Consider the following 26,544-nt stretch of genomic DNA (forward strand, 5'->3'; position numbering starts at 1 on the left):
GTCAGTGCGCCATCGGCGCCACCGCGAGGTCCGGCACCACGTTCATGACGCGCAGCGTCTGCTGCACGATCTGGCTGAACACCGGCGCCGCAACCAACCCGCCGAAATATTTGCCCGCGCCGGGTTCGTCGATCATCACCGCGACGATGATGCGTGGCTTGTCGATGGGCGACATGCCGGTGTACCAGGCGCGGTACTTGTTGCTCGCGTAGCCCTTGCCGACCTGCTTGTGCGCGGTGCCTGTCTTGCCGCCGACCGAGTAGCCCTCGGTCTGCGCCAGCGGCGCGGTGCCGCCAGGCGCGGCCGCCAAGTGCATCATCTGGCGCACCTCGCTCGCCACCTGCGGCGAGAACACCTGCACGCCGGGCGGCTCGGTGCCGGTGCTTTTCAGGAGGCTCACAGGAATGACCTCGCCGCCGTGCGCGAACGCGGTGTACGCATGCGCGATCTGGAAGAGCGACGCCGAAAGGCCGTAGCCATACGACATGGTGGCCTGCTCGATCGGCCGCCACGACTTCCAGGGCCGCAGGCGCCCGCTGACCGCGCCGGGGAAGGGCGTCTGCGGCTTCTGGCCCAGGCCCACGGCGGTGAACGAGTTCCACATCTCCTGCGCCGTCATGCGCTGCGAGATCTTGGTGGCACCGACGTTGCTCGATTTCTGGATCACGCCCTCGACCGTCAGCACGCCGAAGTTCTCGTCGTCGTGGATGGTCGCGCCCGACACGGTGATGCGCCCCGGGTTGGTGTCGATGATGGTCTTGGGCGTCACGCGGCCCAACTGCAGCGCGGTGGCGACGGTGATCGGCTTCATCGTCGAACCGGGCTCGAACACGTCGGTCATCGCGCGGTTGCGCAGCTGTTCGCCCGTGAGTTTGCGGCGGTCGTTGGGGTCGTAGCTCGGGTAGTTGGCCATGGCCAGCAGCTCGCCCGTGCGCGCATCGACCACCACCACGCTGCCCGCCCTGGCCTTGTTGGCGACGACCGCGTCGCGAAGCTTCTCGTAGGCCACGAACTGCACGCGGTCGTCGATGCTCAGCTGGATGTCATGGCCGTCGGTCGGCGGCACCTGGTCCTCCGTGTCCTCGACGATGTGGCCGAGCCGGTCCTTGAGTACGTGGCGCGAGCCCGATTTGCCCGCCAGCTCCTGGTTGAACGCGAGTTCCACGCCTTCCTGCCCGATGTCCTCCACATTGGTGAAGCCGGCCAGGTGCGCCGCCGCCTCGCCTTCTGGGTACTGGCGGCGATAGTCGCGGCGCAGGTAGATGCCCTTGATGTCGAGCGCGGCGACCGCCTTGGCGACCGGTTGATCGACCTGGCGCTTGATCCAGACGAAGGTCTTGTCCTCGTCCTCGAGCTTCTTGTCGAAATCCTTCTGCGGCATGCCCAGCAGCTTTGCTGCCTGCCTGAGCTTGGCCTGCACCTCGGGGTCGTCGCGCTCGATGTCCTCGGGAATGGCCCAGATGCTGGGCGCCGGAATGTCGGAGGCCAGGATCAGTCCGTTGCGGTCGAGGATGCGGCCGCGGTTGGCCGGCAGCTCCAGCGTGCGCTGGTAGCGCACCTCGCCCTGGTGCTGGAAGAAATCGTTGTTGAAGATCTGGACGTAGGCGGCCCGGCTTGCCAGCAGCACGAAGCCGAAGGCGATGCTGGCCACGATGAACTTGCTGCGCCACACGGGTGTGGGGCTGGCGAGCAGCGGACTGCTGCCGTAGCGGATGCGGCCGTTGGGGGTCATCTTGTGCGGGCGTGGACCCGGCTGTTGTTGTGCGCGGGTAGACAGTGCGGTAACCGAGGAGTTCCGGGTGGCCTTGGAGAAGATCGCCCGGAACCGGCAGGAATCAGCGCTTGGGCCGCAGTGACACTATCAGCGATGGGAAGATGCGCCCGTCGGTGTCGCGCGGCAGCTTGTCGGTCTTGCGCAGGCCGCGCTCGGCCGCGTCGTCCCAGCCAGGCAGGCCGCTTGATTTGCTCAGCTTGACGCCGACGATGGTGCCGTCGGGCGCGAGGCTCACTTCGAACTCGGCCGCCGGGTTGCCGTTCACGGTTTCGGCATCGGGGAAGGTGATGTTCGGGCGCACGGCAGCGGCGATGCGGCCGGCGTAGCCACTCGAAGGCCCCGAAGAGCGTTGGGCCGTGCCCTTCGAATCGTCGCTGCCGCTCGCACCGGCCAGGCCCTGCATGCGCTTGAGCGCTGCGGCACGGTCGGCGGCGGCCTGCTTCGTGGCGGCCTCGGCCTTCTTGGCTTCGGCCTGCTTGGCCTCGGCTTCCTGCTGCTTCTTCTGCTCGGCCAGCTTCTTCTGCTGTTCCTTCTTGCGCTCGGCTTCGTCCTCGGCGCGCTGCCTGGCTTCGAGCTCTTTTTTCTTCTGCTGCTGTTGCTCCAGCTCGCGCTCTTTTTGTTCCTTCTGCTCCTTGAGCTTCTTCTCGCGCTCCAGGGCAATGTCGGGGGCCTTGGGTGCGGGCGCGGGCTCGGGGGCCTTGGCAACAGGCGGGGGCGGCGGTGCGGGGGCCGGCGGCGGCGGCGCGGGAACCGGGGTGGGTGCCGGCGGCGCCTGCAGGCGAGGCGCTGCCTGCTGAACCGTGGACGACCACAGCTCTGCATCGACCGCGCCTTCGTCGGCATCGCTGCGCCAGCGCACGCCCCAGGTGAGCGCCGCGATCAGCAGCGCATGCGCGATGAGCGCCAGCACGACGGCGCGCGGCGTGCCGCGCTGCGGCGGCGGCGCGAACTCGGGGCGATCCAGTGCGAGCGACATGCCTTATTTGCCGCCCGTGGTCGTGACCGACAGGCCCACGCGCTCGACGCCGCTCTTCTTGAGCTGGTTCATCGCCTTCACGACGGTTTCGTACTTCACCGACTTGTCGGCGCTGATGACCACCGGGCGCTGGTCGTCGCCGCCCTGGGCCTGCTTGGCGGCCGAGCCGATCTGGCTCATGGGGATCGAGGTGCCGCCCGTGCCGGTGGACGGGTCCTTCTTGATCTGCACTTCGTCCTCGCTCTTGATGACGATCTCGATGGGCTTGTCGGGCTGCTTGTTGGCGCGGTCGACCGAAGGCAGGTTGATCACGCTCGGCGTGATGAGCGGCGCGGTGACCATGAAGATGATCAGCAGAACCAGCATCACGTCGATGAACGGGACCATGTTGATCTCGTTGATCGTCCGGCGGCCGCGGCCCCGGGATGAAACGGCGGGCATGCGTTGCGCCTCGCTCAGCGGTTGGCCGGAGCCACCGACGATGCAGCGCCCGCGTTCGGGTTGGCCGAGAGGTTGCGCTGCAGGATGTTGGAGAACTCCTCGATGTAGGTCTCGAGGGCGATGGCGATCTTGTCGATCTCGCGGGCGAAGCGGTTGTAGCCGACCACCGCGGGAATGGCGGCGAACAGGCCGATGGCGGTGGCCACCAGCGCCTCGGCGATGCCGGGGGCTACGGTGGCCAGCGTCACCTGGGCGAGGGCCGCGAGGCCGGTGAAGGCGTGCATGATGCCCCAGACCGTGCCGAACAGGCCGACGTACGGCGACACCGAACCCACGGTGGCCAGGAACGAGAGGTTCTGCTCGGCCGCGTCGAGCTCGCGCTGGAAGCTCGCGCGCATGGCGCGGCGGGCGCCGTCTAGCAGCGTGGCGGCGTCGCTCACGTGGCGTTCGCGCAGCTTCTGGTACTCGCGCATGCCGGAGGCGAAGATGCGCTCCATCGGGCCGGCGAACTTGGCGTTTTGCGCGGCCGAGGCGAACAGCTCGTTCAGGCTGGTGCCTGACCAGAACTCGCGCTCGAAGTCGTCGTTGAGGGCGCGCATGCGCCGCAGCGCGAAGTACTTGCGGATGATCGCGGCCCAGCTGGCGATCGAGACGATCACCAGCAGCAGCACGACCAGTTGAACCACGAAGCTCGCATGGAGCAGGAGATTGATGATGGAGAGGTCTTGGTTCATGGCTTGAAAGGTTGTGTCATGGAGCCGCTGTAGCGCTCGAGGGTTCCCGTCACTTGCTTCGGAATGCGTGCGGGACGCAACGTGGCGGCGTCCACCCAGCCGATGCGGATCGTGCCTTCGCACAGCAGGACAGGCGCCGAGGCATCTGTTCGCTCTTGCTCTGTTTTTGATAGCACGCGCTGGCCGATTATCAACGACGCCGTGCCCAATTGTTGAAGATCGGCTGTAACGAGCAGTTCGTCGTCCAGCCGCGAGGGGCGATGGTATTTGAGCTGCGTTTCGCTCACCACGAACTGGCCGCCGGTTTCCTCGCGCAGCTTGTGCTGCTCGACGCCCAGGGAGCGCAGCCACTCGGTGCGGCCGCGTTCCATGAACTTCAGGTAGTTGGCGTAGAACACGATGCCGCCGGCATCGGTGTCTTCCCAGTAGACGCGGATCGGGAACGCGTAGCTCATTGGGCCCGGTTCTCTGCCATCGCCCGCAGGCGCTCGATGGATTCCTGCAGGTGCGCCATCGAGCTGGCTGTGGAGAAGCGCACGAACTTCGCTGTCTGCGCCGTGCCGAAGTCGCGGCCGGGCGTGACAGCGACGTGGGCGCGCTTCATGGTTTCGAAGGCGAAGTCCCAGCTGCCGGAGATGCCGAGCTTCTCGGCGAAGCCGGTGCAGTCGGCCCAGGCGTAGAAGGCGCCGTCGGGCACCACGGGCACGTTCAGGCCCAGCGCATTCAGCTGCGGGATGAACCAGTCGCGGCGCGCCTTGAATTCGGCGCGGCGGCGTTCGTACTCGGCGATGCTCTCGGCCTCGAAGCAGGCGAGCGCCGCGTACTGCGACACCGTGCTGGCGCAGATGAAGAGGTTCTGCGCGAGCCGCTCGACCACCGGCACCAGCGCCTCGGGCACCACCAGCCAGCCGAGCCGCCAGCCGGTCATGTTGAAGTACTTGCTGAAGCTGTTGATGCTGATGACGTTGTCATCGATGGCCAGTGCGGTTTGCCCGAATGCGTCGTCGTACGAGAGGCCGAGGTAGATCTCGTCGATCAGCGTGATGCCGCCGCGCTGCGACACCGCCTCGTGGATGCGGCGCAGCTCGGCGGGCGCGATGGAGGTGCCGGTCGGGTTGGAGGGCGACGCCAGCAGCACGCCGCGCGTCCTGTCGGTCCAGGCGGCCTCGACCTTGGCGGCCGTGAGCTGGAAGCGCTCTTCGGCCGTGGTCGGCACCAGCACGGCCTTGCCGTCCGCCGCGCTCACGAAGTGGCGGTTGCACGGATAGCTCGGGTCGGGCATGAGAATTTCGTCGCCCGACTCGATCAGCGCGAGGCAGGCCAGCTGCAGTGCGGCCGAGGCGCCGGCCGTGATGACGATGCGCCGGGCCGGCATGTCGACGTTGAAGCGCTGCTTGTACCAACCGCTGATGCGTTCGCGCAGGTGGTCGAGGCCGGTGGCCTGTGTGTACTGCGTGGCGCCGGCGCGCACGGCGCGGGCTGCGGCTTCCTGGACCAGCGGCGGGGCGGTGAAGTCGGGTTCGCCGATGTTCAGGAAGATCATCGGCCGGTCGGTATGGGCCACTTCGCGGGCCAGCGCACCGGCCGCCTTCGCCACCTCCATCACGTAGAAGGGCTCGATGCGCTGTGCGCGCGTCGAGATCCTCATGCCTTGGCTTTCCCCGAAGCGCGGTCGGCTTCCACTTCGAGCGGACGCAGCTGCGGCGCCAGGCCGTTCAGCACGGCGTTCACGTACTTGTGGCCGTCGGTGCCGCCGAATTCCTTGGCGAGTTCGATGCACTCGTTGAGCACCACGCGCCATGGCACGTCGGGGCAGTTCTGGAACTCGTACACGCCGATCCACATCACGGCGTGCTCGATGGGCGAAATCTCTTCGAACTTGCGATCCAGCAACGGGCGGATCAGCGCGTCGAGCTGCTCGGCGCCTTCGATCGAACCGTGCAGCAGCGCGTCGTAGTGCAGCGCATCGGCCTTGTGGAAGCCCGCGAGGTCGCGCGTGAAATGGTCGATGTCGGTCGGGTCGTTGCGGCCCACCAGGTGCTGGTAGAGCGCCTGCAGCGCGAACTCGCGCGCGCGGCTGCGGTTCGATTTGGCCGAAGCCTTGCGCGCGCCGGTGCTGGTGAGTCCGACGCGCGACTGGCGCGGCTTGGCGCCAGCGGACTTGAGGGGCTTGGAGGTGTCTTCGGTCATGAAAGGGTGGCCAGCAGTTGCGCCATCTCGACGGCGACCTGGGCTGCGTCGCGGCCCTTGTCGGTTTGCCGCGCGATGGCCTGCTCGAGGTTTTCGGTGGTGAGGATCGCGTTGGCGATGGGCAGGCGGTAGTCGAGCGCGACGCGGCTCACGCTCGCGCCCGATTCGTTGGCCACGAGTTCGAAGTGATAGGTCTCGCCGCGGATGATGCAGCCCAGCGCAATGAGCGCGTGGTAGCCGCCGCGCTCGGCGAGCGCCTGCAGGGCCACGGGCACTTCGAGTGCGCCGGGAACCTGCAGGTGGTGGATGTCGCTGGCAGCCACACCCAGTGCCTCGAGCTCCGAGAGGCAGGCCGAGGCCAGCGCGTCGGTGATGTCGGCGTTGAAGCGCGCCTGCACGATGCCGATGCGCAGTCCCTTTCCGTTGAGCGTCGTCTCGCCCTTGTTTGAACCTTGCATGGTCGTTCAGTCTTTCGTGAGGTAGCCGGCAATTTCGAGGCCGTAGCCTGCTGCCATGCTCGGCATGCGGCGCGGCGTGCCCAGCAGGTTCATCTTGTGCACCCCGCATTCGCGCAAGATTTGCGCGCCGATGCCGTAGCTGCGCAGGTCCATGCGGCCGCGCTCGGGGGCTTGCGCGGGGCGCGCGGTGCCGTCGAACTGCGCAAGCAATTCACCGGCGGTTTCGCCGCAGTTCAGCAGTACGGCCACGCCCTTGCCCTCGGCTGCGATGTGCGAGAGGCTGGCGTCCAGGCTCCACGAGTGCATCGGGCGGTTGATTTCGAGCGCGTCGAGCACCGAGAGCGGCTCGTGCACGCGAACCGACACCGTGTCTTCCGGCGCCCACTTGCCGCGCACCAGCGCGAGGTGCACGCCGCGGCTGGGCTTGTCGATGAAGGCGTGGGCAGTGAAGGCACCCCAATTGGTCTGGATCTCGCGGCAGCCGACCTTCTCGACCAGCGATTCGACGCGGCTGCGGTGCTCGATCAGCGCGGCGATGGTGCCGATCTTGATGTCGTGCTCGGCCGCGAAGATCTGCAGGTCGGGCAGGCGGGCCATCGTGCCGTCTTCGTTCATCACTTCGCAGATTACCGAGGCGGGCGAGCAGCCGGCCATGGCGGCCAGGTCGCAGCCGGCTTCGGTATGGCCGGCGCGCATCAGTACGCCGCCGTCCACCGCCTGCAGCGGGAAGATGTGGCCCGGTTGCACCAGGTCGGCGGCCACGGCGTTGGGCGCCACGGCGGCCTGCACGGTGCGGGCGCGATCGGCGGCGGAGATGCCGGTGGTCACGCCTTCGGCCGCCTCGATGGAAACTGTGAACGCGGTCGAGTGCTTGGCGCCGTTGCGCTGGACCATCGGCGGCAGCTGCAGCCGCTCGCACATTTCGCGCGAGAGCGTGAGGCAGATCAGGCCGCGTGCATGGCGCGCCATGAAGTTGATGGCTTCGGGCGTGATGTGGTCGGCCGCGATGACGATGTCGCCTTCGTTCTCGCGGTCTTCCTCGTCGACCAGGATCACCATGCGGCCGGCGGCGAGCTCGGCCACGATCTCCTCGACCGGGGAGATGGGGGCAGGAGCGCGCGCGGCGCGGGGGGCGCCGATCGGCGTGACGGAGGCATTCATTCGGCTGTGTCCTTGGAATACGTGGAGGGCGGCACCAGCACGCCGGCCTGGAGCATGCGCTCCACGTAGCGCGCCACGGTATCGATTTCGAGATTGACCTTCGAGCCGGCCTGCAGGCTGCCGAGCGAGGTGTTTTCGACGGTGTGCGGGATCAGGTTGATGCTGACCTCGGCGCCTTCGGCGATGTCTTTCACGCTGTTGACCGTGAGGCTCACGCCGTTGATGGTGATCGAGCCCTTGTACGCCAGGAAGCGGGCCAGCGCCTGCGGCGCAACGATGCGCAGCTCCCAGCTCTCGCCGACGGGCTCGAAGAAGCTCACGCGGCCGATGCCGTCCACGTGGCCCGAGACGATGTGCCCGCCGAGGCGGTCGCTGGCGCGCAGCGCCTTCTCGAGGTTGATGCGGCTGCCTTCGTCGGTCAGGCCCGCGGTCTTGTCGAGGGACTCGGCTGAAATGTCGATGGTGAACTGCTGTCGCTCGGGGGCGAGCGTGGTGACGGTCATGCAGGCGCCGTTGAGCGCGATGCTGTCGCCGAGGCCGACGTCATCGAGGTAGCCGTCGGGCGCCGCGATGCTGAGTCTTTTGCCGTAGGAGGAGGAGGTGCCGAGGTCGTGAATGGCGGCGATGCGCCCCACGCCGGTGATGATTCCGGTGAACATCCGCGCATTTTCGCAGACATCCTGGGTCCGGCCGTCGGACGCTCGCATTCGCCCGCTAGAAAGCATCCCTTCCGGCCACCCGGGCCACGATCCGGAGGTCCGGCCCGATCCGCTCGAAGGTCCGGAATTCGAGCGGTAGCGCACCTGCCAGGTCGGCCAGCGGGCCGCCCGTGTGAATGCCGGACGCCATGCCGAGGCCATCGCCGATGAGTTTCGGCGCCAGATACACCAGCAGTTCGTCGACCAGGCCTTCGCGCAGCAGCGAACCATTGAGTTTGTGGCCGGCCTCGACGTGGAGCTCGTTGACCTCACGCCGGGCGAGATCCCGCAGCATCGCCGCCAGATCGACCTTGCCCTGCGCATTGGGCAGAAAGGTGATGATGGCGCCGCGCGCTTCCAGGGCGGCGGCCTTCGAGCCGTCCTGCGCCGCGGCGTAGATCCAGACAGCGCGGCCGGGCAAGAAGAGCTTTGCGTCGGGCGGGGTCTGCAATTGGCTGTCGATCACCACCACGTGCGGCTGGCGCGTGGTTTCAACGAGGCGCACGTCGAGCCGGGGATCGTCTTCCAGCACCGTGCCCACGCCCGTCAGTACCGCGCTGGCCCGCGCACGCCATGCATGGCCGTCGGCGCGCGCCGGTTCGGACGTGATCCATTGGCTCACGCCGTTGTGCAGGCCGGTCTTGCCGTCCAGCGAGGCTGCGGCCTTGAGCCGCACCCAGGGTGTCTTGCGGACCATGCGGCTGAAAAAGCCGATGTTGAGCTCTCGCGCTTCAGCTGCGCCGGGCCCCACCTCGACCTCGACGCCCGCAGCGCGCAGCCGCTCGAAGCCCTGGCCAGCGACCAGCGGGTTGGGATCGGCGAGCGATGCAACGACCCGGCCGATGCCTGCCGCGACCAGTGCATCGCAGCACGGGCCGGTGCGGCCGTGATGAGCGCAGGGCTCGAGCGTGACCCAGGCGGTTGCACCCGCGACCGAATGGCCCCGTGCCGCGGCATAGCTCAGCGCCATGACCTCGGCATGCGAGCCGCCGACCCGCTGGGTGTAGCCCTGGCCGATCACCCCGCCATTCGCGTCCACCAGCACGCAGCCGACGCGCGGATTGGGATCGGTTTCCGGGCCGGCCTGGCGCGCGAGGTCCAGCGCATGGGCCATGAAATTTGCATTTGTCATTTTTGTTAATTCAAATTAATTGGGGAATCAATTTAAAACAATTGAGTCTGCCGATCCGTTGATCTGTTTGTTTTGACCGTCTGTCGATCAATAGGCGATCAATAAGAATTCGACAATAGAATTTCCAAAAATTGCAGTCAGGGAGAAACGTCCGCGGCCCCAGCCAAATGGCGAGGCAGCGGACGGTACAACATGAAAAACGGATTCTGCACGTCCGTGCAGGCACACCTGCGCCGACGCGGAACGCCACGCGGCTTCACGCTGGTCGAAATGATGGTCGTCATCGTATTGACGGCCATCCTGCTGGCACTGGCCCTGCCCAGCTTCAACAGCCTGATCGAGAAGTATCGCGTCGAGGGCATGGCTTCGGCGTTGATGGCGAGCGTGAGTCACGCGCGCTCGGAGGCGGTGCGTCGCGGACAGGTCGTGACCATCCGGCAGCGCGCGGAGTGCACCGGCGCAGACTGGAGCTGCGGTTGGGAAACGGTGGTCGGCAGTGGCACCGGGTTCGAGATCGTTCGGCGGCAAGACCCCGACGCGCGCGTTGCGGTCGAGAAAAGTGCCCTCGGATCCATGGCCTTCGACCCCATCGGCCATTTTTCGAGCGTCGCCCGTGTCGACTTCCGTCCCGTGGGAAGCACGGGTTCATCCAACGACATTGCCGTGTGCATCTCGCTCGGCTGGCGGATTCGGCTGGTGAAGGGGGGCGGGACATGCTGAGCGTTTCGATTCGCGCGCCGCGCAAGCTGCGCCGAACGCAGGCAGGCTTCTCGATGATCGAGGCCCTGGTGGCCGTTCTCGTGCTCTCGTTCGGCTTGCTTGCACTGGCCGGCTTCCAGCTGCGCGTGCTCTCCGACAGCGTGGGCGCGAACAACCAGAACATCGCCGTGCAGTTGGCCGGCGACATGGCCGATCGCATTCGCGCGAACCCGGTGGCGGGCGCCGTGTCCAGCAGTCCTTATGTCGCCGATTGGTCGGCGGCGAGCGCCAGCCAACCTGACCCATCCTGCGCGGGGGCCACGGCCAGCTGCACGCCCCCCCAGCTGGCGGCCCACGATCTGTGGAACTGGAAGCGCAGGGTGGCGGGTGCGCTGCCGGGCGGGGCGGCGAACGTGCAGAGCAGGAAGGCCGCGGGGGGCTTGCTGTTCGTGCACATTGCCTGGGACGAGCCCGCCGCCGTCAACCCGATCGCACCGGATTCGGCCTGGAGCTGCCCGACCGGCAAGGCCTGCCAGGAAGCCATCGTCGCGGTGCCCCAGCCATGAACAACAAGACCTTCGCTCATCGCCTGCAGCAGGCCGGCTTCACATTGGTCGAAATCCTCGTCGCGCTGATCATCGGCATGCTGGTGGTGCTCGCCGCCATGGCCAGCATGCTCGGGACGCGCAGCACCGCCAAGACAGGCGACGACGTCAACGTGCTGCACCAATCGTCGGCGCTGGCGTTCAGGCTGCTGGGCCAGCAGATCCGGCAGGCTGGCTACTTCCCGATCGATGCCACGGGGTCGCGGTACTACTTCAATGTCGATGCGGACGTCGACACCAAGCTCGCGAGCGAGCCGTCCTTCTTCGCGGTCAAGGGGCAGGAGGCGGCCGTCGGTTCGGTGAACGACACGCTGAAGGTCGGCTATGCACCGAACCCCGATTACTTCAAGGACTGCCTCGGGCAGCAAGCCAAGGGTTCGACGGGTGCAGCGTACAAGCCCGCCAATCCGGCGGACGCCGGAAACGTGCGCTTGATCACTAGTGAGTTCTCGGTGGTGAACGGTACCTTGCGCTGCGAGGGCAGCGGCAACGGCAACAAGCCGCAGCCGATCATCGACGGCGTCGAGCGCTTCGACGTCATGTACGGCATCGGCGATGTGGGAGGTGAACGGCTGGTGCGCTACGTGACGGCCGCGAACGTGGGGAGCTTCGATCAGGTCCGCTCGGTGCGCGTGTGTCTGCAGCTCGCGGGCACTTCAACGAGCAACCCGGGCGGCAGCTACGTCGATTGCGATGGTTCGTTGCGAGCCAGCAGCGACGGCAGGCTGCGCCGCGCTTACACGGCGGTGTTCGCACTGCGGAATCTATGACTACCCCCAGTCTTTGCGCACTTCGTGTCGCTTCGCCAACCCCCTGCAGGGGGGCAGCACCAGCGGCCCGGCAAAGCCGGTTCCGCGGTGTTTCTGGCAGATGCTCAGCGCGGCACCGGGGGTTCTCGCTGTTCATCGTGCTCATCATGCTGCTGCTCTCGGCGCTGCTGGCGGTGGGAGGCGCGCGAATGGCCCAACTGCTCGAATCGATGGCGGGCAACCAGCGCGAATACCAGCGCGCCTTCGAGGCCGCCGAAGCCGCGCTGCTGGATGCGGAGCGCGACATCCGGCAACTGGCGTTCGATGCCGCGACCCAGACCTACGTGAAGTGCTCCGCGCTCGCAGTGTCGCCCTGCCGCAAGGCCGCGGACGGTCGCGTCTTCCCAGACCGGGACACGGGCTGGGTGACCGCCTACGTGGGAAGGGGCGCCAACAGCTGCGAACGGGGCATCTGCTATTTCGCCGGGGCCGATTCCGTGAATGCCGCTTCAGGCAGCGAGGCCTATCAGTTCTGGGCCCGTTCCGCGTATGTGGACCAGCACGCCGCCTATGGGCGATTCACGGGTGCACCGGATGCCGGCAGCCCGGCACTGGCCAGCGCCAGGTACTGGATCGAGGTGATCGACCGACCGCGCGGCGGCGAGCCGCTGTACCGGATCACTGCGGTTTCCACCGGCGCGCGCACTGCGAGCACGGCCGGCGGCACGCGGGTTGTCTTGCAGGAGTCTTTCGACCCGGATGCGGTCAGGAAAGTCAACTGAGCACGGCGAGGGACTATGAACATGAATCTGTTTTCCAGGAACACCGTGCTGTGCGGGCTGATGCTGGCGCAGTCCGCCGGCCACGCCGTGCAATACCCGCTGGCGCAAGAGCCGCGCAACACCGCGATCAAGGAACCGGCGCCCAACGTGATCGTGTCGGTCGACAACTCGGGCAGCATGGCGTGGTCGTCGCAGGCGTCGGACGGAAGCTGGGCACCACCAGCCGGAACGCCCACCCGGATGGAAGCGCTGAAGACCGCGCTCAGGGACAACTTCTCGGCGTCCAACATCCCCAACGACCGGATCCGCCTCTCCTGGCAGGCGATGAACAACAACAAGGACAACAGCTGCGTCGGTTTCTTCGGCGACACCGCGGCTGGCATCTATCGGGCCGGCAATTGCCTCGTCAACGGCCGCGCCAATGCGAATCTGATGCGTTCGCTGGACGACGCGCAGCGCGCCAATTTCATGACCTGGGTCGATGCACTGGCCGCGGGTGGCGGAACGCCCTTGCACGCCATGATGACCCGCGCCGGCGAATACATGAAGACGACAGGCCGATTCAGTCCCTATTCGGATGACCCGGGCGTGGAGGGCGCGACGCAGTCGAGCTGCCGCAAGTCCTTCCACATCTTCATGACGGACGGCGACTACAACTTGTTCGGCTTCAACCCGGATCCGGCGGCACTCAGCATGCCGGCCATCGGCAATGCGGATGGAACCAGCCGCGCCTTGCCCGATGCCGTGGCCTATGTACCACGGGCTCCCTACAAGGACGACGCAGGCGCGGTGAACAGCGGCCTCAACTGGGTGAAGGACGCGAACGGCGGCTGGAGGCCGACGGCGGAATATCGGCCCACACTGGCCGACATGGCCTTTCACTACTGGGCCAGCGACCTGCAGTCCGGCATCTCGGACAACCTCAAGAAGGTCGTTGCCGAGCCTGGCAGCGCGACCGTAGGAACGGCGACAGTCCCCGAGTACTGGAACCCCAAGAACGATCCCGCCACCTGGCAGCACCTGACCACCCACACCATCGGCTTTGGCGCTGCCTCGTCCTGGACGGGTGCGCCGGCCATTACGACGGGCGCGTCGCAGCCCACCTACAGTGGAGACTATGCCAGCTTGGTGGACGGCTCGATGACCTGGTCCGACCCATTGGCGAACACCTTGGCAACCACCTCCACGGCCGACGGCTACAACGGCTTCATGAACTGGAACTCCGGCAGTGCCGTTGGTTACTGGCATGAAAAGACATCCAACGCCGCCGCCGTTCGCATGGACCTCTGGCACGCCGCGCTCAACAGCCGAGGCACCTTCACGCCGGCCTCGAACGCGCAGGCACTCGGCGATGCCTTCAGGTCCATCCTGGCGCAGATCCTGTTCAACACCAGCACCCCGCTGACCTCGATTGCGGCCAGCAGCTCCAGGACCTCGACAGCCACGGCGGCCTACCAGGCCGGCTACGATACGGCCGACTGGTCGGGCAAGTTGACGGCCACGCCGTTCGGCAGCAACGGCAAGCCGGCCGCCACGCCCGCGTGGTCAGCGCGCGAACTGCTCGATGCACGCATGGCCGTGGCGGGCGCGCACGACAGCAATCGCAAGGTGCTGAGCTTCTCCGGCACCACCGCGGCGGCGCCAACCCATGCCGCGACCACCGGTTCCGGCGTGCCGTTCCGATGGGCCAGCCTGAGCGATGCGCAGAAGGCGGCGCTCAAGGGCAGCACCGGCACCGACACCGCGAGCGAAACGCTCGGCCGGGGAGTCCTGGACTTCCTGCGCGGCGATCGCAGGAACGAGGGTACCGGCCTGAACCTGCGCAGGCGTGGCCACGTGCTGGGCGACATCGTGGGCTCCAGCCTCATGTACGCGGGGCAGCCCCGGAGCGGCTTCACCCAGGACGGCTATGCCAAATTCGCTTCGACCATCGCCCGCGCGCCGATGGTCTACGTCGGCGCCAACGACGGCATGCTGCACGCCTTCTTCGCCGGCACCGGCGAAGAAGCGTTCGCCTATGTACCCGAGGGCCTCTACGGCTCGGCGGCGGCGCCCCAACTCAAGAAGCTCAGCGAACCCACCTACTCGCACAGGTACTACGTCGACGGTAGTCCGTTCGTGGCCGACATCTACATGGGTTCGGCCGCCAACGCCACGGCCACCGATACCGAGAAGGCCGCGCTGTGGAAGTCCTTCCTCGTGGGCACTCTGGGGGCGGGCGGCAAGGGTTATTTCGTGCTCGACGTCACCAAGCCCGAGAACATCGGCGAGACCAACGCCGCAGATGTGGCCCTGATCGACACGACCGCGCTCGCCGACGACGACCTCGGCCACCAGTTCCAGCAACCCGCGCTCGATTCCTTTTCCAAGCGCGCGCTGCAGGTGGCGTCGCTCAACAACGGCCGCAGGGCCGTGATCCTGGGCAATGGCTACAACAGCACGAGCGAGAAGGCGATGCTGTGGATCCAGTATCTCGACGGCGACAAGTCGGTGCTGAAGATCCCGGCTCCCGCCGCGCAGGCCGCGGGCGCCGGCAATGGGCTCTCGGCGCCGCAGGTGGTGGACCGCAATGGCGACGGCAAGGTCGACTATGTCTACGCCGGCGACCTGCTCGGCAACCTCTGGAAGTTCGACCTGAGCGATGCCGACAGCACCAAGTGGAAGGCCACCATGGGCTCGGAGGCTGCCGCATCGAGCCTGGACGGCGTGCCGTTGTTCGCCGCCGGCGCCACGCAGCCGATCACTGCCGCGCCGCTGGTCGTCGACCATCCGCGCGGCGGCTACATGGTGATGTTCGGCACCGGCCGGCTGTTTGTCTCCGGCGACGAAAGCAGCACCGCCGCGCAATACCTGTACGGCGTCTGGGACCGCGCCAACGGCAGCACGGGCACCGCGGCGCTGACCGACTTGGTGGCACAGACCATCGGCGTCGATACGGTCAAGGAAGGCGATGCCGAATATCGAACCGCGTCGAGCCAAAGCGTGAGCTACAGCGGTGCGAGCGCCAAGCGCGGCTGGTATCTCCAGTTCGGCGCCACCGGGGAGCGCATGGTCTATCCAGGCGATGCGCTGAGCGGCAGCGCAGGCCTGTTCTCGACCACCATTCCCGGCTCCGCCAGCAATTCGCTCGACTGCGCGCCGGGCACCGGCGACGACGGCTGGTCGATGGTGATCGATTTCTTCAGCGGCGCCATCCCCGACGGCATCGCCTACAACGGGTCCACCGGCACGGCAGGTGCCTACCTCGGCTTCCGGAACCGTTCAGGCCGGGACGACCTCGTCCTGCGGCCTCAGAAGGCCGATGAAACAGGCAAGCACGTGATCTGCAATGCAGCCGGCGGCTGCAACGAAGCCGACCTGCCGCAAGCCGTGCGCCGCTTCGGCTGGCGCAACCTGATCTCGTGGAATTGACGGCGCAGCGGACCCTACCCATGAACAAATATCCCGAAGCGCAGACCCACAATGGCCGGATCCGCTCGCGCGGCTTCACGCTGGTCGAACTCATGATCGTGACGGCAGTGATTGCCATCCTCGCCGCGATTGCCTACCCGAGCTACGGGCGCTATGTGCTGCGGGCGAAGCGGGCCGATGCCAAGCAGCAACTGCTGCAGGCCGCGCAATGGACCGAGCGCTACCTGACGGCCAACGGTCAATATCCCCCGGCAACCGTTGCGCTGCCGGCCGGGCTCGACCAGGCGCCGTCGTCCGGCACGGCGAACTACGCCATCGGCTATGCCGCGAGAACCGCGACCACCTACACGCTGCAAGCCGTGCCGCAAGGCGCATCGACCGCCGACGAGTGCGGAACGCTCACGGTGAACCATCAGGGCGTCAAGCTGGCGGCTGGCCAGACCAGCGCCTCGAATGCGCAGGTACAAGCCTGCTGGAACCGCTGAGGCGGCCCCGCGCGCGGGGCGCCTCAGATGTCGCGCAGCAACTGCCTGAACTCGTCCACGTCCTCGAAGCTGCGGTACACCGAGGCGAAGCGCACGTAGGCAACCTTGTCGAGCTTCTTGAGTTCGCGCATCACGAGCTCGCCCACCTTGGTCGAGTCGATTTCGCGCAGGCCGCTGGCCAGCAGCTTCTGCTCGATGCGCAGCAGGGCGTTGTCGATCTGCTCGATGCTCACCGGGCGCTTGCGCAGCGCCAGCATCATCGAGGCGCGCACCTTGGTCGAGTCGAAGTCGGCGCGGCTGCCGTCCTTCTTGACCACCACGGGGAAGTTGACGTCGGGCCGCTCGTAGGTGGTGAAGCGCTTGTCGCAGGCGCTGCATTGGCGGCGCCTGCGCACGAAGTCGGCGTCTTCCGAAACGCGGGTCTCGACGACCTGCGTTTCAAGATGACCGCAAAAAGGGCATTTCATGCGGTCAGGTCTTCCGGGTGATCAGCGGTAGACGGGGAAGCGGCTCGTCAGCGCGTGCACCTTGGCGCGCACCGCGTCGATGTTCGCCGCATCGCGCGGGTTCTCGAGCACGTCGGCCACCAGGTTCGCGGTGATGCGGGCCTCTTCGTCCTTGAAGCCGCGCGTGGTCATGGCGGGGGTGCCGATGCGCACGCCGCTGGTGACCATCGGCTTTTCCGGGTCGTTGGGGATCGCGTTCTTGTTGATCGTCATGTGGGCGGCGCCCAGCACGGCTTCGGCTTCCTTGCCGGTGATGCCCTTGGCGCGCAGGTCGACCAGCATGACGTGGCTCTCGGTGCGTCCGCTCACGATGCGCAGGCCGCGCTCGGTAAGGGTGTCGGCCACGATCTGAGCATTCCTGACCACCTGTTGCTGGTAGGCCTTGAACTCGGGCGCCATGGCTTCCTTGAACGCGACGGCCTTGGCGGCGATCACGTGCATCAGCGGGCCGCCTTGCAGGCCCGGGAAGATCGCGCTGTTGATGGCTTTCTCGTGCTGCGACTTCATCAAAATGATGCCGCCGCGCGGGCCGCGCAGGCTCTTGTGGGTGGTGGAGGTGACGACGTCGGCGTGCGGCACCGGGTTGGGATACACGCCCGCGGCCACCAGGCCGGCGTAGTGGGCGATGTCGACCATGAAGATCGCGCCGACGTCCTTGGCCACCTTGGCGAAGCGCTCGAAATCGATGCGCAGCGAATAGGCCGAGGCGCCCGCGATGATCAGCTTGGGCATGTGCTCGTGCGCCTTGCGTTCCATCGCGTCGTAGTCGATGGCTTCGTTGGCGTCCAGGCCGTAGCTCACCACGTTGAACCACTTGCCGCTCATGTTCAGCGGCATGCCGTGCGTCAGGTGGCCGCCTTCGGCCAGGCTCATGCCCATGATGGTGTCGCCGGGCTTCAGGAAGGCCAGCATCACGGCTTCGTTGGCCGAGGCGCCGCAATGCGGCTGCACGTTGGCGGCGTCGGCGCCGAAGATCTGCTTGATGCGGTCGATGGCCAGTTGCTCGGCCACGTCGACGTGCTCGCAGCCGCCGTAGTAGCGCTTGCCCGGGTAGCCTTCGGCGTACTTGTTGGTGAGCTGCGAGCCCTGGGCGGCCATGACGGCCGGCGAGGCGTAGTTCTCGCTGGCGATCAGCTCGATGTGGTGTTCCTGGCGCGCGTTTTCCGCTTGGATCGCAGCCCAGATTTCGGGATCGGTCTGTTCGACCAGGATATTGCGTTGGTACATGGCAGTCCTTTGAAGACGAGGTCCTTGTTCTTCAACCAAACAAGGGCTGCCCAGGCGAACGGCTGAACGCCTGTGGTGCAGGCGGTACGCTTCCCAGTGGTGTTCCACGTCAGCGCGTGGCACCTTGTTCGGATGCTGCGCCTATCGCCAGTCGCGTACCGGCCGAGTGTAGCTCACACCCGGCCCGCGAAGCTCAGGAAACGGAGGAGAGCAGGGCGACCTTGGCCGGCTCTCTGCCTTCCTCAGGCTTGGCCGGCACTACCACGGGGATCGGCTGAGCACGCACGCTTGGCGGCGTGGCAGTCGACGGCGAGCGGCCGTTGGCCACCTGCCGCAGGCGCTCGTGCTCGGCCATCACCTTGCTGGCGTAGCCGCCGTCGTCCTCGAGATTGGCCGCGCCCACGTAGTAGCGCAGGCCGCCTTCGAGCGAACCGGCGCGGGTGATGCATTCCTGCAGCACCTTCACGCCGACACGCATGTTGGTCACCGGATCGAAGGCGGTGAGCGTGCCGCCCGCACTTTCGTACTTGTCGCCGTGCACGCGGGTCATGACCTGCATCAGGCCTTGCGCGCCGACCTGGCTCTGGGCGAACGGATTGAAGCTGGACTCGACGGCCATGATCGCGAGGATCAGGGTCGGATCGATCTTGGTGCGCTTGCCGATGCCGTAGGCCTCGGCCACGAGCACGCTCAACGGCTCGGCGGCCACGCGGTACTTCTTGCTCAACCAGTAAGCCACGGCGGCCTGCTGCTTGGGCAGGTCGGCGGGGCTCGCGGCGGTTGTGCGCTCGATGGCGGTCGGCTCCAGGTCGGTGGCTTCAGGCGCGGGCTTGCGCGACTGCAGCCAACCCATCAGTTGCTCCTCGCCGGTCTGGCGCAGGTCGGGCCGCGCCACGAGGGCGAGGGCCGCGAACACGATGGCGAGGCCGACCAGTGCAAACCCGTTGTGGGTGATTTCAAAAAAGCCGTCTGCCACGTCGGACACGAAGGTCCGTAGCCCGCGGGCTGTGGCATGGAACGCCTTGTTCATCGCTCTTCCTTTCTGTGCGGCACCTGCTCGCAGCGCCCGGGAAGGCGATGGATGAAAGGCAACGACGCTTGGATTGGTACGAATCAGGCTCCGCGCATGGAATGAAGGGGGTTGAGGGCGCGGCGACCTGATCAAGCCGGGGGAATTCGGCAGCGGATTCAGGGAGGCTCTGCTGCATCGGGCAGTCGGAGCAGGGCGGATTCTAGCGTGGCTAAATACCCGGTCAAGCATAAGAAATTGTTTTTTTATGCTAATAAAAGGTTAAAAAATCGACTGGCAAGAGGTGTTTAGGTTTACGGGAAACCCCTTGGCAAAACGCGTTTGCAATCCGAGGGTGCGACGCCTAATCTGGACGGGCCTGAGTTTTCAGGTGTTTTCCGAGGTCCGGCAGCCCGAGGTGCAAGTCAAGGGCTCAGCGGCCGAGGATCCATGGTGGCAATCTCTTGCTGCCAGCACGGCAGGAACCATTGACTTCCGGTCGCGCGAATCGATGGCATGGGTTTTGGGCCCGCCATCAAGCCCGGCAACAAGACAATTCCGTCGCGTTGCCGGGCTTTCTTGCTTCTGGATTGGCCATCCGTTTGCGGCACACTCCCTTGATGGACTTTGCTTCGATCAAACAAAACAAATGGGCGCGGCGTGGGGTCGTCGCGGTGCTGGTTCTGCTGGCCTTCTGGGCCATCGCCTGGCTGGCAGTGCCGCCGATTGCCAAAAGCCAGCTCCAGAAGATCGCGAGCGAGAAGCTCGGGCGCCAGGTAACAGTAGGAAAGATCGATTTCAAACCCTGGACGCTCGAACTCACGCTGAGCGATCTGCGCATTGCCACCGCCGACGGCAGCAAGCCGCAGGTGGCCATCAACCGCATCTACGCCGATGCCGAACTGCAGTCGCTCCTGCGCCTTGCGCCGGTGATCGACGCAGTCACGATCGACGGCCCCGCCGTCCTGCTCACGCACCTGGCCGACGGCAAATACGACATTGACGACATCCTGGCCAAGCTCTCGGCGGGCCCGTCGCGCGATCCGAACGCCAAGCCCGCGCGCTTTGCCATCTACAACATCGCGATCAATGGCGGCTCGGTCGATTTCGACGACCAGACGGTCAAGCGCAAGCACGAACTGCGCGACTTCGTGCTCAAGGTGCCGTTCCTGAGCAACCTCGATTCCAAGCGCGACATCAACACCGAGCCCAAGCTGGCCTTCGCGCTCAATGGTGGAAAGTTCGACTCGGCCGCCTTCACCACGCCCTTCGCCGACAACCGCAAGACCGACGCCCACGTGCAGTTCAAGGGGCTCGACCTGGTGCCGTACCTCGGCTACATCCCCGGCGGCCTGCCGGTGCGCCTGCAGGCGGGCAGCCTCGACGCCGACCTGAAGATCGGCTTCGAACAAAGGGAGACCACCGGCCTGAGGATCACCGGCACGGTCGAGGCGCACACCGCCAAGGTGGCCGATGCGCGCGGCCGCGACCTGCTGGCCTTCGACTCGCTCAAGCTGGCGCTGGCCGACGTGCGCCCGCTGGAATCGGTGTTCCACCTGAGCGAAGTCGCGCTGGTCAAGCCGCAGCTGGCGGTGGCGCGCGACGCGGCCGGCAAGCTCAATCTGCTGGCCACCGATCCATCCACTGGCGCGGCCGAGAAGGCGGCGCCGCTGCCGGCCGCTACGGCGAGTGCTCCGGCCGGCAAGGCGGTGCCAAAGCCGGCCTTGAAAGTGCAGGTCGACAAGCTGGCGCTGGACGGCGGGCGCATCGGCTGGCGCGATGAAACGACCAATCCGGCCGCGGCCGTCGACCTGATCGACCTGGGCATCGACGTCACGGGCGTCACCTGGCCGATGGAAAAGCCGGCCGCATTCAATGGCAGCACGGCCATCGCCGGCGCCTCGCTCAAGTTCAAGGGCACCGCCACCGACAAGGTGGCGGACGTGCAGACCGAGGTCGACGCGCTGCCGCTGTCGCTGGCCGCACCCTATCTGGCACAAAGCCTGGAGCCCACGCTGGACGGCAAGCTCAGCGGGCAGATCGACGTCGCCTGGGCCCAGCCCGACCTGAAGTTCAAGGCGCGCCGCCTGTCCGCCGACGGTCTCGCGCTGACCCAGGCCAAGACCGCGCTGGCGAGCGTCGGCCGCTTCGAGCTGGTCGATGCCGAGGCCGACATGACGAAGCACACATTGAACGTGGCCTCGTTCACCGCGACCAACCCCAAGGTGCGCGTCGAGCGCGACAGCGAAAAGCGCTGGATGTTCGAACGCTGGCTCAAGACGCCGGCCGGCGGCGGCGCCAAGGAGGCCGAAGCCAAGGTCGCCGCGCCCAAGCCCGCAGGCGCAGAGACGCCGAAACCGGGCGCCAACACCAAGCCCTGGGCGCTGACCATCGGCACGCTGGCGATCGACAACGGTGCGCTTTCCTATGCGGACAAGGCCGACGCCACCCCGGTGGCCGTGGAAGTCACTGCCTTCAAGCTTCAGGCCCAGAAGATCGCGCCCGAAACCAGCACGGCGTCGCCGCTGGAAGTCTCGGGCCGCATCGGCTCCGGTCGCTCCGAGCCGGGCCGCTTCGACTACAAGGGCAACGTGGTGCTCAAGCCGCTCGCGGCCGAGGGCCGGCTCGAGGTGGCGTCGTTCCCCGCGCATACCTTCAAGGCCTACTACGCGGACGCGCTCAACGTCGATATCCGGCGCGCCTTCGCGAGCTACCGCGGCACGGTGCGCTATGCCACGTCGCCGGCGGGCATGAGCCTGAAGCTGGCGGGCGACACCGCGCTCGACGACTTCCGCGCCAACAGTGTCTCCCTCACGCAGTCGCCCGGTTTCGATCGCAACACCAACCAGTTGCTGAGCTGGAAGACCTTGAGCCTGCGCGGCCTGCAGGTCAGCATGGCGCCCAACGCCCCGCCGAACGTGGACGTGCGCGAAACCACGCTGACCGACTTCTTCGCCCGCGTGATCGTCGACCCGACCGGCCGGCTCAACCTGTCGAGCCTGACCAAGAAGGGCGAGGCCGAGGCGAACGCGGCTGCGGCGGCGGCCGGCGAGGCCAGTACCCGCAAGGGCCCGGGCGGAACCTCCACCACCACGGCCCGGGCACCCGTGCAGAAACCCGCGGGGGGCGCGCCGGTGTCGGCCGAGGAGATGGTCGGCGGGGCACCTCCATCCGCCAAGCCGGTGGCGACCGCAGCGGGGCCCGCTCCGGCAGCCGATGCGGGCCCCGCACCCATCATCAACTTCGGCCCGATGAGCCTGGTCAACGGCAAGATCGACTTCACCGACCTGTTCGTCAAGCCCAACTACTCCGCCGACCTCAGCGAGCTGACAGGCAAGCTCAGTTCGTTCTCGTCGAACCCGCCCAAGGGCGAGGGCGGCCGCCCCGCGCTGGCCGACCTGGAACTGCGCGGCAAGGCGCAGCAGACCGCGGCGCTGGAAATCACCGGCAAGCTCAATCCGCTGGCCAAGCCGCTCGAACTCGACATCACTGCCAAGATGCGCGACCTCGATCTCGCTCCGCTGTCGCCGTACTCGGTGCGCTACGCCGGCCACGGCATCGAGCGCGGCAAGATGAGCATGGACGTCAACTACAAGGTCGCGCCGGACGGGCAGCTGACGGCCACCAACAAGCTGGTGCTCAACCAGCTGCAGTTCGGCGACGAAGTCGCAGGCTCCACCAGCAGCCTGCCGGTCAAGCTGGCCGTGGCGCTGCTGGCCGACCGCAACGGCGTGATCGACGTCGACCTGCCACTCAGCGGGTCGCTCAACGATCCGCAGTTCAGCGTCGGCCCGTTGATCTGGAAGGCCGTGGTCAACCTGATCGCCAAGGCCGCGACGGCACCGTTTCGCTTGCTTACAGGCGGCCTCGGCGGCGGCAGCGACGAATCGAGCGCCATTACTTTCGAGCCCGGCAGTTCGGAGCTCGGCGCCACCGCCAAGGAGGGCCTCGACAAGGTCGCCAAGGCGCTGACCGACCGGCCCACGCTGCAGATGACGGTGGTCGGCACCTCCAGCCTCGAGAAGGAGCGCGACGCCTACCAGCGCCAGCGCGTGCGCCAGCTCGCCTACGCCGAGAAGCGCCGGGTCGCAGTGCGCGGCGGGGAGACCGGCACCGAGGTGCCGCCCGTCACCGATGCCGAATACCCCGGGCTGCTGACCGCCGTGTACAAGCGCGCCGACATCACCAAGCCGCGCAACCTCGTCGGCCTGGCGAAAGACCTTCCGGTTCCGGACATGGAGAAGCTGCTGTTCGCCAGTGTGCCGGTCGACGAAGAGTCGATGCGCCAGCTCGCGGTCGAACGCGGCGCGGCCGTGCGCGACTACCTGCTCGCGAAGAAGCTGCCGAGCGAGCGTCTGTTCCTGGGCGCCGTGCGCACCAGTGCCAGCGGCGGCGACTGGAAGCCGGGCGCCGAGCTCAGCCTGACCATGAGGTGAGGCGCGGCGATCCGCCCGCGGGACTTGGTTTTTTTCTTCAGCTTGCTATATATGTAGTTCATTCGCCTCCCGCCCACGACCCGTGTTCGCCACCGTTTCAGGACGGAATTCAGCGGCTAACCGCAAGTGGGTGAAAATATCGATGTGCGCCGGCCTTGGCCGGCGCCTTCGCTTTCTCTACCAAGACAACGATTTCGCGCAGTGACCTCTACTTCTTCCAAGCCACACGACCTTCAGGCCCTCGACACGCTCACCGGCGGCGCCTTCACCGCGCCGACCTCCGGGGAGCGCGCCGCGCGCATCCGCGACTGGCTCGCGGGCAACCCCGCGCCCGAGCTGATGCAGGAGGTCTTCAAGGAGCTGAGCGGTCGCGACAAGGGCGCCGCGCGCCTGCTGCGCGAAAAGCTCGACGAACTCAAGCGCGCCAAGGGCCAGGAGGCCATTGCCGCCGAATGGGCGCAAAAGGCCGAAGCGCTGCTGGGCCAGTCCAAGCTCAACATCGCCGATGCACTGGCCTGGCAGCGCGACGCCGCCAAGGCCGGCGCGCCGCTGTCGCGCGAACCGCTGGCTGGTCTAAAAGCCAGGCTGGCCGAACGCGTCAAGGGCATCGAAGACCTGCAGCACCGTGCCCAGGTGCACCGCGAAGCCGCCGTGCTGCTGGCGCAGCGCTTCGAGGTGCTGTCCACCAAGGGCTGGCAGGATGCCCAGGCGGCCGAGGAATCTCTGCGCGCCGACGTGACCCACTGGCAGCAGCAGGCGGGCGAGATCACGGCCGACGCCAACTGGACCAGCCTCGACGCCAAGTTCGCGCCGCAGCTCGAATCGTCGAAGTCGCAACTGCTGGTGGTGTCCGATGCTTTCCACAGCGCGCTGGCCCAGGCCGTCGCGGCCGCGGCCGATGCTGCCGCACCGCTGCCGCCCGTGCCCGTGTGGGCCGATGAATTGCGCGCTGCGCGCGGCGAGGTCGTGGCGCCAAAGCCTGCCGCCCCTGCTCGCCCCGCTGCGCCCAAGGTCGACCCGGCCGTGCGCGCCGCTGCGCAGGAAGCGGTGCAGGCCGCGCTTGCCAAGCTCGAGCAGGAAACCGCCGAAGGCCATGGCAAGGCCAGCGCTGGTGCGGCTGCTGCGCTGCGCGCCGTGCTCAAGGAACACGGCAAGCTGGTCGAGGCGCCGCTCGAAGCCCGCGTGCATGCCGCGCTGGTGGCCGCTGGCGAACTCGAAGGGTGGCAGCGCTGGAGTGCCGACAAGGTGCGCGAAGACCTCGTCGCCAAGGCCGAAGGCCTGCTCAAGCGTCCCGAGGGCCAGGCCCTCGGCGGCCGCAAGATGCAGGAAACCCTGCGCGCCCTGCGCGATCAGTGGAAGCAGGCCGACCAGGGCGGCGTGCCCAACCACGCGCTCTGGAAGCGCTTCGACGAAGCCTGCAACGAAGCCCACAAGGTGGTCGAGGCCTGGCTCGAGAAGGTCCGCGCCGATGCGGCCGAGCACCGCGCGCACCGCGTCGCGCTGATCGAAGAAGTCAAGGCCTGGGCTGCCGAACATGCCGGCGCCACCGACCTGAAGGCGCACAACCGCGCGCTGCACCAGTTCGCCGACCGTTGGCGGGACGGCGGCCACGTGGGCGAGAAGGTGTTCGCCGAGCTGCAGTCGCAGTGGAACGAAGCCTTTGGCGCGGCCCGCGCTCCGTTCGAGGCCGCGCAGAAGGCCAGCGTCGAACGCCGCCAGGCGATGATCGCCGAGGCGATCGAACTCGGCGCCCAGCCGGTGCTGCGCATCGATGCCGTCAAGGCGCTGCAGCAGCGCTGGCAGGCCGAGGCGCAGAGCGTGCCGCTCGACCGCCGCCACGAACAGAAAATGTGGGACGCATTCCGCGCGCCCATCGACGAAGCCTTCAACCGCAAGACGGCCGAGCGCGAAAAGGCGTCGTCCGCAATGAGCGAGCACGACCGCCATGTGCTTGACGCGTCCAAGGCACTCGACGCAGCCAATGCTGGCGGCGACGTGCAGAAGATCCGCGCCGCCATTGCCCGGCTGGAAGCCGCGATGCGCGGTGAAGTACCGCCGCCCGCATCGAAGGCCGAGCAGGCCGCTGCCGCGAGCGACGGTCCGTCGGTTGGTGCGACCGAGATCGAGGCTCCGGGTCAGGCCGCCGCTGAATTCGGCGAAAGCGCGGAGCAGGCGCCGAGCCCGAGCGATGCGGAAGCCTCGCCCGGTACGCACGCAAGCCAGGCGCCTGCCGCTTCGGTCGATCTCGTGGCGCCCGCTGACGGTGCCGATGCCTCGGCACGCGCCGATGGCCCGGCGCATGACGCCGGCGAAGCCGCCGCTGTCGAAGCGCCGGCCGCGGCACCGAAGCCCGCGCCCAAGCCCGTCGTGGCGATGCGCGGCGACGACCGCCCCAGCAGCAAGAAGGCCGAAGCGGCTCCCGCAGCCCGTGGCGCAGGTGGCCGGTTCGGCGACCGCCGCGAAGGCGGTCGGCCTGGCGCTGGCGGTCCGGGCCGCTCAGGCGAGCGCGGTGCTCCGCGCTCGGACGCACGCGGCGATCGCGGCGCACCTGCGGGCCGTTTCGGCGACCGTCCGCCGCGTTTCGAAGACCGTGGCCCGCGTCTGGGCGATGCAGCCTTCCGCGCGCAACGCGAAGCACTCGAACGCGCCGATATGGCGCTGCGCAAGCTCGCCGCGCAGGCGCATGGCGAAGCGCTGACGCAGGTGCTGGGCGCTTGGGAACAGCGCGACGCCAGCCGCCTGCCGAGCATTCAGGAGCTGGGCCGCGCAGTCACGCCCGCTGTGCGCAGCGGCTGGTCGCAAGCCATCGGCTCCGCGCCGACGGCCGCCGCGCCCGATGCCGCCGAAGCGCTGCTGCGCCTCGAAATGGCGGCCGAAGTGCCGACGCCGGCCGAACAACTCGACGCGCGCCGCGCGTTGCAGCTCAAGCTGCTCACGAAGCGTGGCGACCCGGCGCCGGCACAGACCTGGGGCCAGGATGCCGGCAAGGTTCTGGCTGCTGCACACGATGCCTCCAGCGCGCGACGTTTGCAGAACGCACTGAAGGCGCTGCTGCGCAAGTAAGCAGCCGG

At 67.3% G+C, this 26,544-nt stretch carries 22 protein-coding genes and 1 riboswitch; of the genes, 8 read left to right on the top strand and 14 right to left on the bottom strand.

Annotated elements, in window-relative coordinates:
- Position 1: 1 nt before the first annotated feature.
- From ACEN9N_RS07675 to ribD, 11 genes are all read right to left on the bottom strand, one after another.
- Entirely contained in the window at positions 2–1,732 is a 1,731-nt protein-coding gene (locus tag ACEN9N_RS07675; RefSeq protein WP_413316300.1) for a peptidoglycan D,D-transpeptidase FtsI family protein, read from the bottom strand.
- Between the two features lie 103 nt (positions 1,733–1,835).
- Positions 1,836–2,750, bottom strand: coding sequence for a cell envelope integrity protein TolA (gene tolA / locus ACEN9N_RS07680; RefSeq protein WP_495655799.1), 915 nt, complete (start codon positions 2,748–2,750; stop codon positions 1,836–1,838).
- Between the two features lie 3 nt (positions 2,751–2,753).
- A complete protein-coding gene (locus ACEN9N_RS07685; RefSeq protein ID WP_007837968.1) occupies positions 2,754–3,191 on the bottom strand; it encodes an ExbD/TolR family protein in 438 nt (145 codons plus the stop codon).
- A gap of 14 nt (positions 3,192–3,205) precedes the next feature.
- Positions 3,206–3,925: a protein TolQ gene (tolQ, locus tag ACEN9N_RS07690; protein WP_007837969.1), complete on the bottom strand. Its 720-nt coding sequence runs from the start codon at positions 3,923–3,925 to the stop codon at positions 3,206–3,208.
- Positions 3,922–4,380 carry a tol-pal system-associated acyl-CoA thioesterase gene (ybgC, locus tag ACEN9N_RS07695; RefSeq protein WP_007837970.1) on the bottom strand — a complete coding sequence of 153 codons (459 nt, stop codon included), beginning with the start codon at positions 4,378–4,380 and terminating at the stop codon, positions 3,922–3,924. The genes tolQ and ybgC overlap by 4 nt, the downstream gene beginning before the upstream one ends.
- Positions 4,377–5,573: a pyridoxal phosphate-dependent aminotransferase gene (locus ACEN9N_RS07700; protein WP_495655800.1), complete on the bottom strand. Its 1,197-nt coding sequence runs from the start codon at positions 5,571–5,573 to the stop codon at positions 4,377–4,379. Before ACEN9N_RS07700 ends, ybgC begins: the two co-directional genes overlap by 4 nt.
- Entirely contained in the window at positions 5,570–6,115 is a 546-nt protein-coding gene (nusB, locus tag ACEN9N_RS07705; protein ID WP_495655801.1) for a transcription antitermination factor NusB, read from the bottom strand. Before nusB ends, ACEN9N_RS07700 begins: the two co-directional genes overlap by 4 nt.
- Positions 6,112–6,573 carry a 6,7-dimethyl-8-ribityllumazine synthase gene (gene ribH / locus ACEN9N_RS07710; RefSeq protein WP_007837976.1) on the bottom strand — a complete coding sequence of 154 codons (462 nt, stop codon included), beginning with the start codon at positions 6,571–6,573 and terminating at the stop codon, positions 6,112–6,114. The genes nusB and ribH overlap by 4 nt, the downstream gene beginning before the upstream one ends.
- A gap of 6 nt (positions 6,574–6,579) precedes the next feature.
- Positions 6,580–7,734, bottom strand: coding sequence for a bifunctional 3,4-dihydroxy-2-butanone-4-phosphate synthase/GTP cyclohydrolase II (gene ribBA, locus ACEN9N_RS07715; RefSeq protein ID WP_056592274.1), 1,155 nt, complete (start codon positions 7,732–7,734; stop codon positions 6,580–6,582).
- The gene (locus ACEN9N_RS07720; protein ID WP_413316162.1) at positions 7,731–8,393 is read right to left on the bottom strand and encodes a riboflavin synthase; all 663 of its coding nucleotides are present in this window, start codon (positions 8,391–8,393) and stop codon (positions 7,731–7,733) included. The genes ribBA and ACEN9N_RS07720 overlap by 4 nt, the downstream gene beginning before the upstream one ends.
- Before the next feature lie 55 nt (positions 8,394–8,448).
- Positions 8,449–9,564, bottom strand: a complete 1,116-nt coding sequence (ribD, locus tag ACEN9N_RS07725; RefSeq protein WP_495655802.1) for a bifunctional diaminohydroxyphosphoribosylaminopyrimidine deaminase/5-amino-6-(5-phosphoribosylamino)uracil reductase RibD — start codon at positions 9,562–9,564, stop codon at positions 8,449–8,451.
- Positions 9,565–9,756: 192 nt separating this feature from the next.
- Here ribD and ACEN9N_RS07730 point away from each other — a divergent pair, with 192 nt between their 5' ends.
- The 6 genes from ACEN9N_RS07730 (at position 9,757) to ACEN9N_RS07755 (ending at position 16,295) form a co-directional block, all read left to right on the top strand.
- The gene (locus tag ACEN9N_RS07730; protein ID WP_495655803.1) at positions 9,757–10,284 is read left to right on the top strand and encodes a GspH/FimT family pseudopilin; all 528 of its coding nucleotides are present in this window, start codon (positions 9,757–9,759) and stop codon (positions 10,282–10,284) included.
- Positions 10,278–10,829, top strand: a complete 552-nt coding sequence (gene pilV / locus ACEN9N_RS07735; RefSeq protein WP_495655804.1) for a type IV pilus modification protein PilV — start codon at positions 10,278–10,280, stop codon at positions 10,827–10,829. The genes ACEN9N_RS07730 and pilV overlap by 7 nt, the downstream gene beginning before the upstream one ends.
- Positions 10,826–11,638, top strand: coding sequence for a PilW family protein (locus ACEN9N_RS07740; RefSeq protein WP_413335406.1), 813 nt, complete (start codon positions 10,826–10,828; stop codon positions 11,636–11,638). The genes pilV and ACEN9N_RS07740 overlap by 4 nt, the downstream gene beginning before the upstream one ends.
- A gap of 146 nt (positions 11,639–11,784) precedes the next feature.
- Entirely contained in the window at positions 11,785–12,399 is a 615-nt protein-coding gene (locus ACEN9N_RS07745; protein ID WP_495656359.1) for a pilus assembly PilX family protein, read from the top strand.
- Positions 12,400–12,420: 21 nt separating this feature from the next.
- Entirely contained in the window at positions 12,421–15,810 is a 3,390-nt protein-coding gene (locus ACEN9N_RS07750; RefSeq protein WP_495655805.1) for a PilC/PilY family type IV pilus protein, read from the top strand.
- Positions 15,811–15,830: 20 nt separating this feature from the next.
- Positions 15,831–16,295 (top strand): type IV pilin protein, encoded by a 465-nt coding sequence (locus tag ACEN9N_RS07755; RefSeq protein WP_495655806.1) that lies wholly within the window; start codon positions 15,831–15,833, stop codon positions 16,293–16,295.
- A 23-nt stretch (positions 16,296–16,318) separates the two neighbouring features.
- On the opposite strand, the gene nrdR is transcribed toward ACEN9N_RS07755, so the two are convergent.
- The 3 genes from nrdR to ACEN9N_RS07770 all read right to left on the bottom strand — a co-directional run bounded on the left by nrdR (position 16,319) and on the right by ACEN9N_RS07770 (position 19,058).
- The gene (nrdR, locus tag ACEN9N_RS07760) at positions 16,319–16,762 is read right to left on the bottom strand and encodes a transcriptional regulator NrdR (RefSeq protein ID WP_007836918.1); all 444 of its coding nucleotides are present in this window, start codon (positions 16,760–16,762) and stop codon (positions 16,319–16,321) included.
- A 21-nt stretch (positions 16,763–16,783) separates the two neighbouring features.
- Positions 16,784–18,028 carry a serine hydroxymethyltransferase gene (glyA, locus tag ACEN9N_RS07765; RefSeq protein WP_007836917.1) on the bottom strand — a complete coding sequence of 415 codons (1,245 nt, stop codon included), beginning with the start codon at positions 18,026–18,028 and terminating at the stop codon, positions 16,784–16,786.
- 41 nt (positions 18,029–18,069) lie between these two features.
- Positions 18,070–18,193: riboswitch (ZMP/ZTP riboswitch) on the bottom strand.
- 28 nt (positions 18,194–18,221) lie between these two features.
- The gene (locus ACEN9N_RS07770; protein ID WP_007836916.1) at positions 18,222–19,058 is read right to left on the bottom strand and encodes a lytic transglycosylase domain-containing protein; all 837 of its coding nucleotides are present in this window, start codon (positions 19,056–19,058) and stop codon (positions 18,222–18,224) included.
- A 599-nt stretch (positions 19,059–19,657) separates the two neighbouring features.
- On the opposite strand from ACEN9N_RS07770, the gene ACEN9N_RS07775 reads away from it, so the two are divergent.
- Both ACEN9N_RS07775 and ACEN9N_RS07780 read left to right on the top strand, forming a co-directional pair.
- A complete protein-coding gene (locus ACEN9N_RS07775; RefSeq protein WP_495655807.1) occupies positions 19,658–23,473 on the top strand; it encodes a DUF748 domain-containing protein in 3,816 nt (1,271 codons plus the stop codon).
- A 201-nt stretch (positions 23,474–23,674) separates the two neighbouring features.
- Positions 23,675–26,536, top strand: coding sequence for a DUF349 domain-containing protein (locus ACEN9N_RS07780; RefSeq protein WP_007836903.1), 2,862 nt, complete (start codon positions 23,675–23,677; stop codon positions 26,534–26,536).
- Positions 26,537–26,544 lie beyond the last annotated feature (8 nt).

The sequence above is a fragment of the Variovorax sp. Varisp46 genome, from assembly GCF_059491885.1.

Excerpts from the sequence above, each read along its gene's own strand:
- ACEN9N_RS07720 (WP_413316162.1), bottom strand. The coding sequence starts at position 8,393 with ATGTTCACCGGAATCATCACCGGCGTGGGGCGCATCGCCGCCATTCAC.
- ACEN9N_RS07750 (WP_495655805.1), top strand. The coding sequence starts at position 12,421 with ATGAATCTGTTTTCCAGGAACACCGTGCTGTGCGGGCTGATGCTGGCG.
- ACEN9N_RS07740 (WP_413335406.1), top strand. The coding sequence starts at position 10,826 with ATGAACAACAAGACCTTCGCTCATCGCCTGCAGCAGGCCGGCTTCACA.
- ACEN9N_RS07770 (WP_007836916.1), bottom strand. The coding sequence starts at position 19,058 with ATGAACAAGGCGTTCCATGCCACAGCCCGCGGGCTACGGACCTTCGTG.
- ACEN9N_RS07675 (WP_413316300.1), bottom strand. The coding sequence starts at position 1,732 with ATGACCCCCAACGGCCGCATCCGCTACGGCAGCAGTCCGCTGCTCGCC.
- pilV (WP_495655804.1), top strand. The coding sequence starts at position 10,278 with ATGCTGAGCGTTTCGATTCGCGCGCCGCGCAAGCTGCGCCGAACGCAG.
- ACEN9N_RS07745 (WP_495656359.1), top strand. The coding sequence starts at position 11,785 with ATGCTGCTGCTCTCGGCGCTGCTGGCGGTGGGAGGCGCGCGAATGGCC.
- ACEN9N_RS07700 (WP_495655800.1), bottom strand. The coding sequence starts at position 5,573 with ATGAGGATCTCGACGCGCGCACAGCGCATCGAGCCCTTCTACGTGATG.
- ACEN9N_RS07775 (WP_495655807.1), top strand. The coding sequence starts at position 19,658 with ATGGACTTTGCTTCGATCAAACAAAACAAATGGGCGCGGCGTGGGGTC.
- tolA (WP_495655799.1), bottom strand. The coding sequence starts at position 2,750 with ATGTCGCTCGCACTGGATCGCCCCGAGTTCGCGCCGCCGCCGCAGCGC.
- ribD (WP_495655802.1), bottom strand. The coding sequence starts at position 9,564 with ATGACAAATGCAAATTTCATGGCCCATGCGCTGGACCTCGCGCGCCAG.
- nrdR (WP_007836918.1), bottom strand. The coding sequence starts at position 16,762 with ATGAAATGCCCTTTTTGCGGTCATCTTGAAACGCAGGTCGTCGAGACC.
- ribBA (WP_056592274.1), bottom strand. The coding sequence starts at position 7,734 with ATGAATGCCTCCGTCACGCCGATCGGCGCCCCCCGCGCCGCGCGCGCT.
- ybgC (WP_007837970.1), bottom strand. The coding sequence starts at position 4,380 with ATGAGCTACGCGTTCCCGATCCGCGTCTACTGGGAAGACACCGATGCC.
- ACEN9N_RS07730 (WP_495655803.1), top strand. The coding sequence starts at position 9,757 with ATGAAAAACGGATTCTGCACGTCCGTGCAGGCACACCTGCGCCGACGC.
- ACEN9N_RS07755 (WP_495655806.1), top strand. The coding sequence starts at position 15,831 with ATGAACAAATATCCCGAAGCGCAGACCCACAATGGCCGGATCCGCTCG.
- ribH (WP_007837976.1), bottom strand. The coding sequence starts at position 6,573 with ATGCAAGGTTCAAACAAGGGCGAGACGACGCTCAACGGAAAGGGACTG.
- tolQ (WP_007837969.1), bottom strand. The coding sequence starts at position 3,925 with ATGAACCAAGACCTCTCCATCATCAATCTCCTGCTCCATGCGAGCTTC.
- glyA (WP_007836917.1), bottom strand. The coding sequence starts at position 18,028 with ATGTACCAACGCAATATCCTGGTCGAACAGACCGATCCCGAAATCTGG.
- ACEN9N_RS07685 (WP_007837968.1), bottom strand. The coding sequence starts at position 3,191 with ATGCCCGCCGTTTCATCCCGGGGCCGCGGCCGCCGGACGATCAACGAG.
- nusB (WP_495655801.1), bottom strand. The coding sequence starts at position 6,115 with ATGACCGAAGACACCTCCAAGCCCCTCAAGTCCGCTGGCGCCAAGCCG.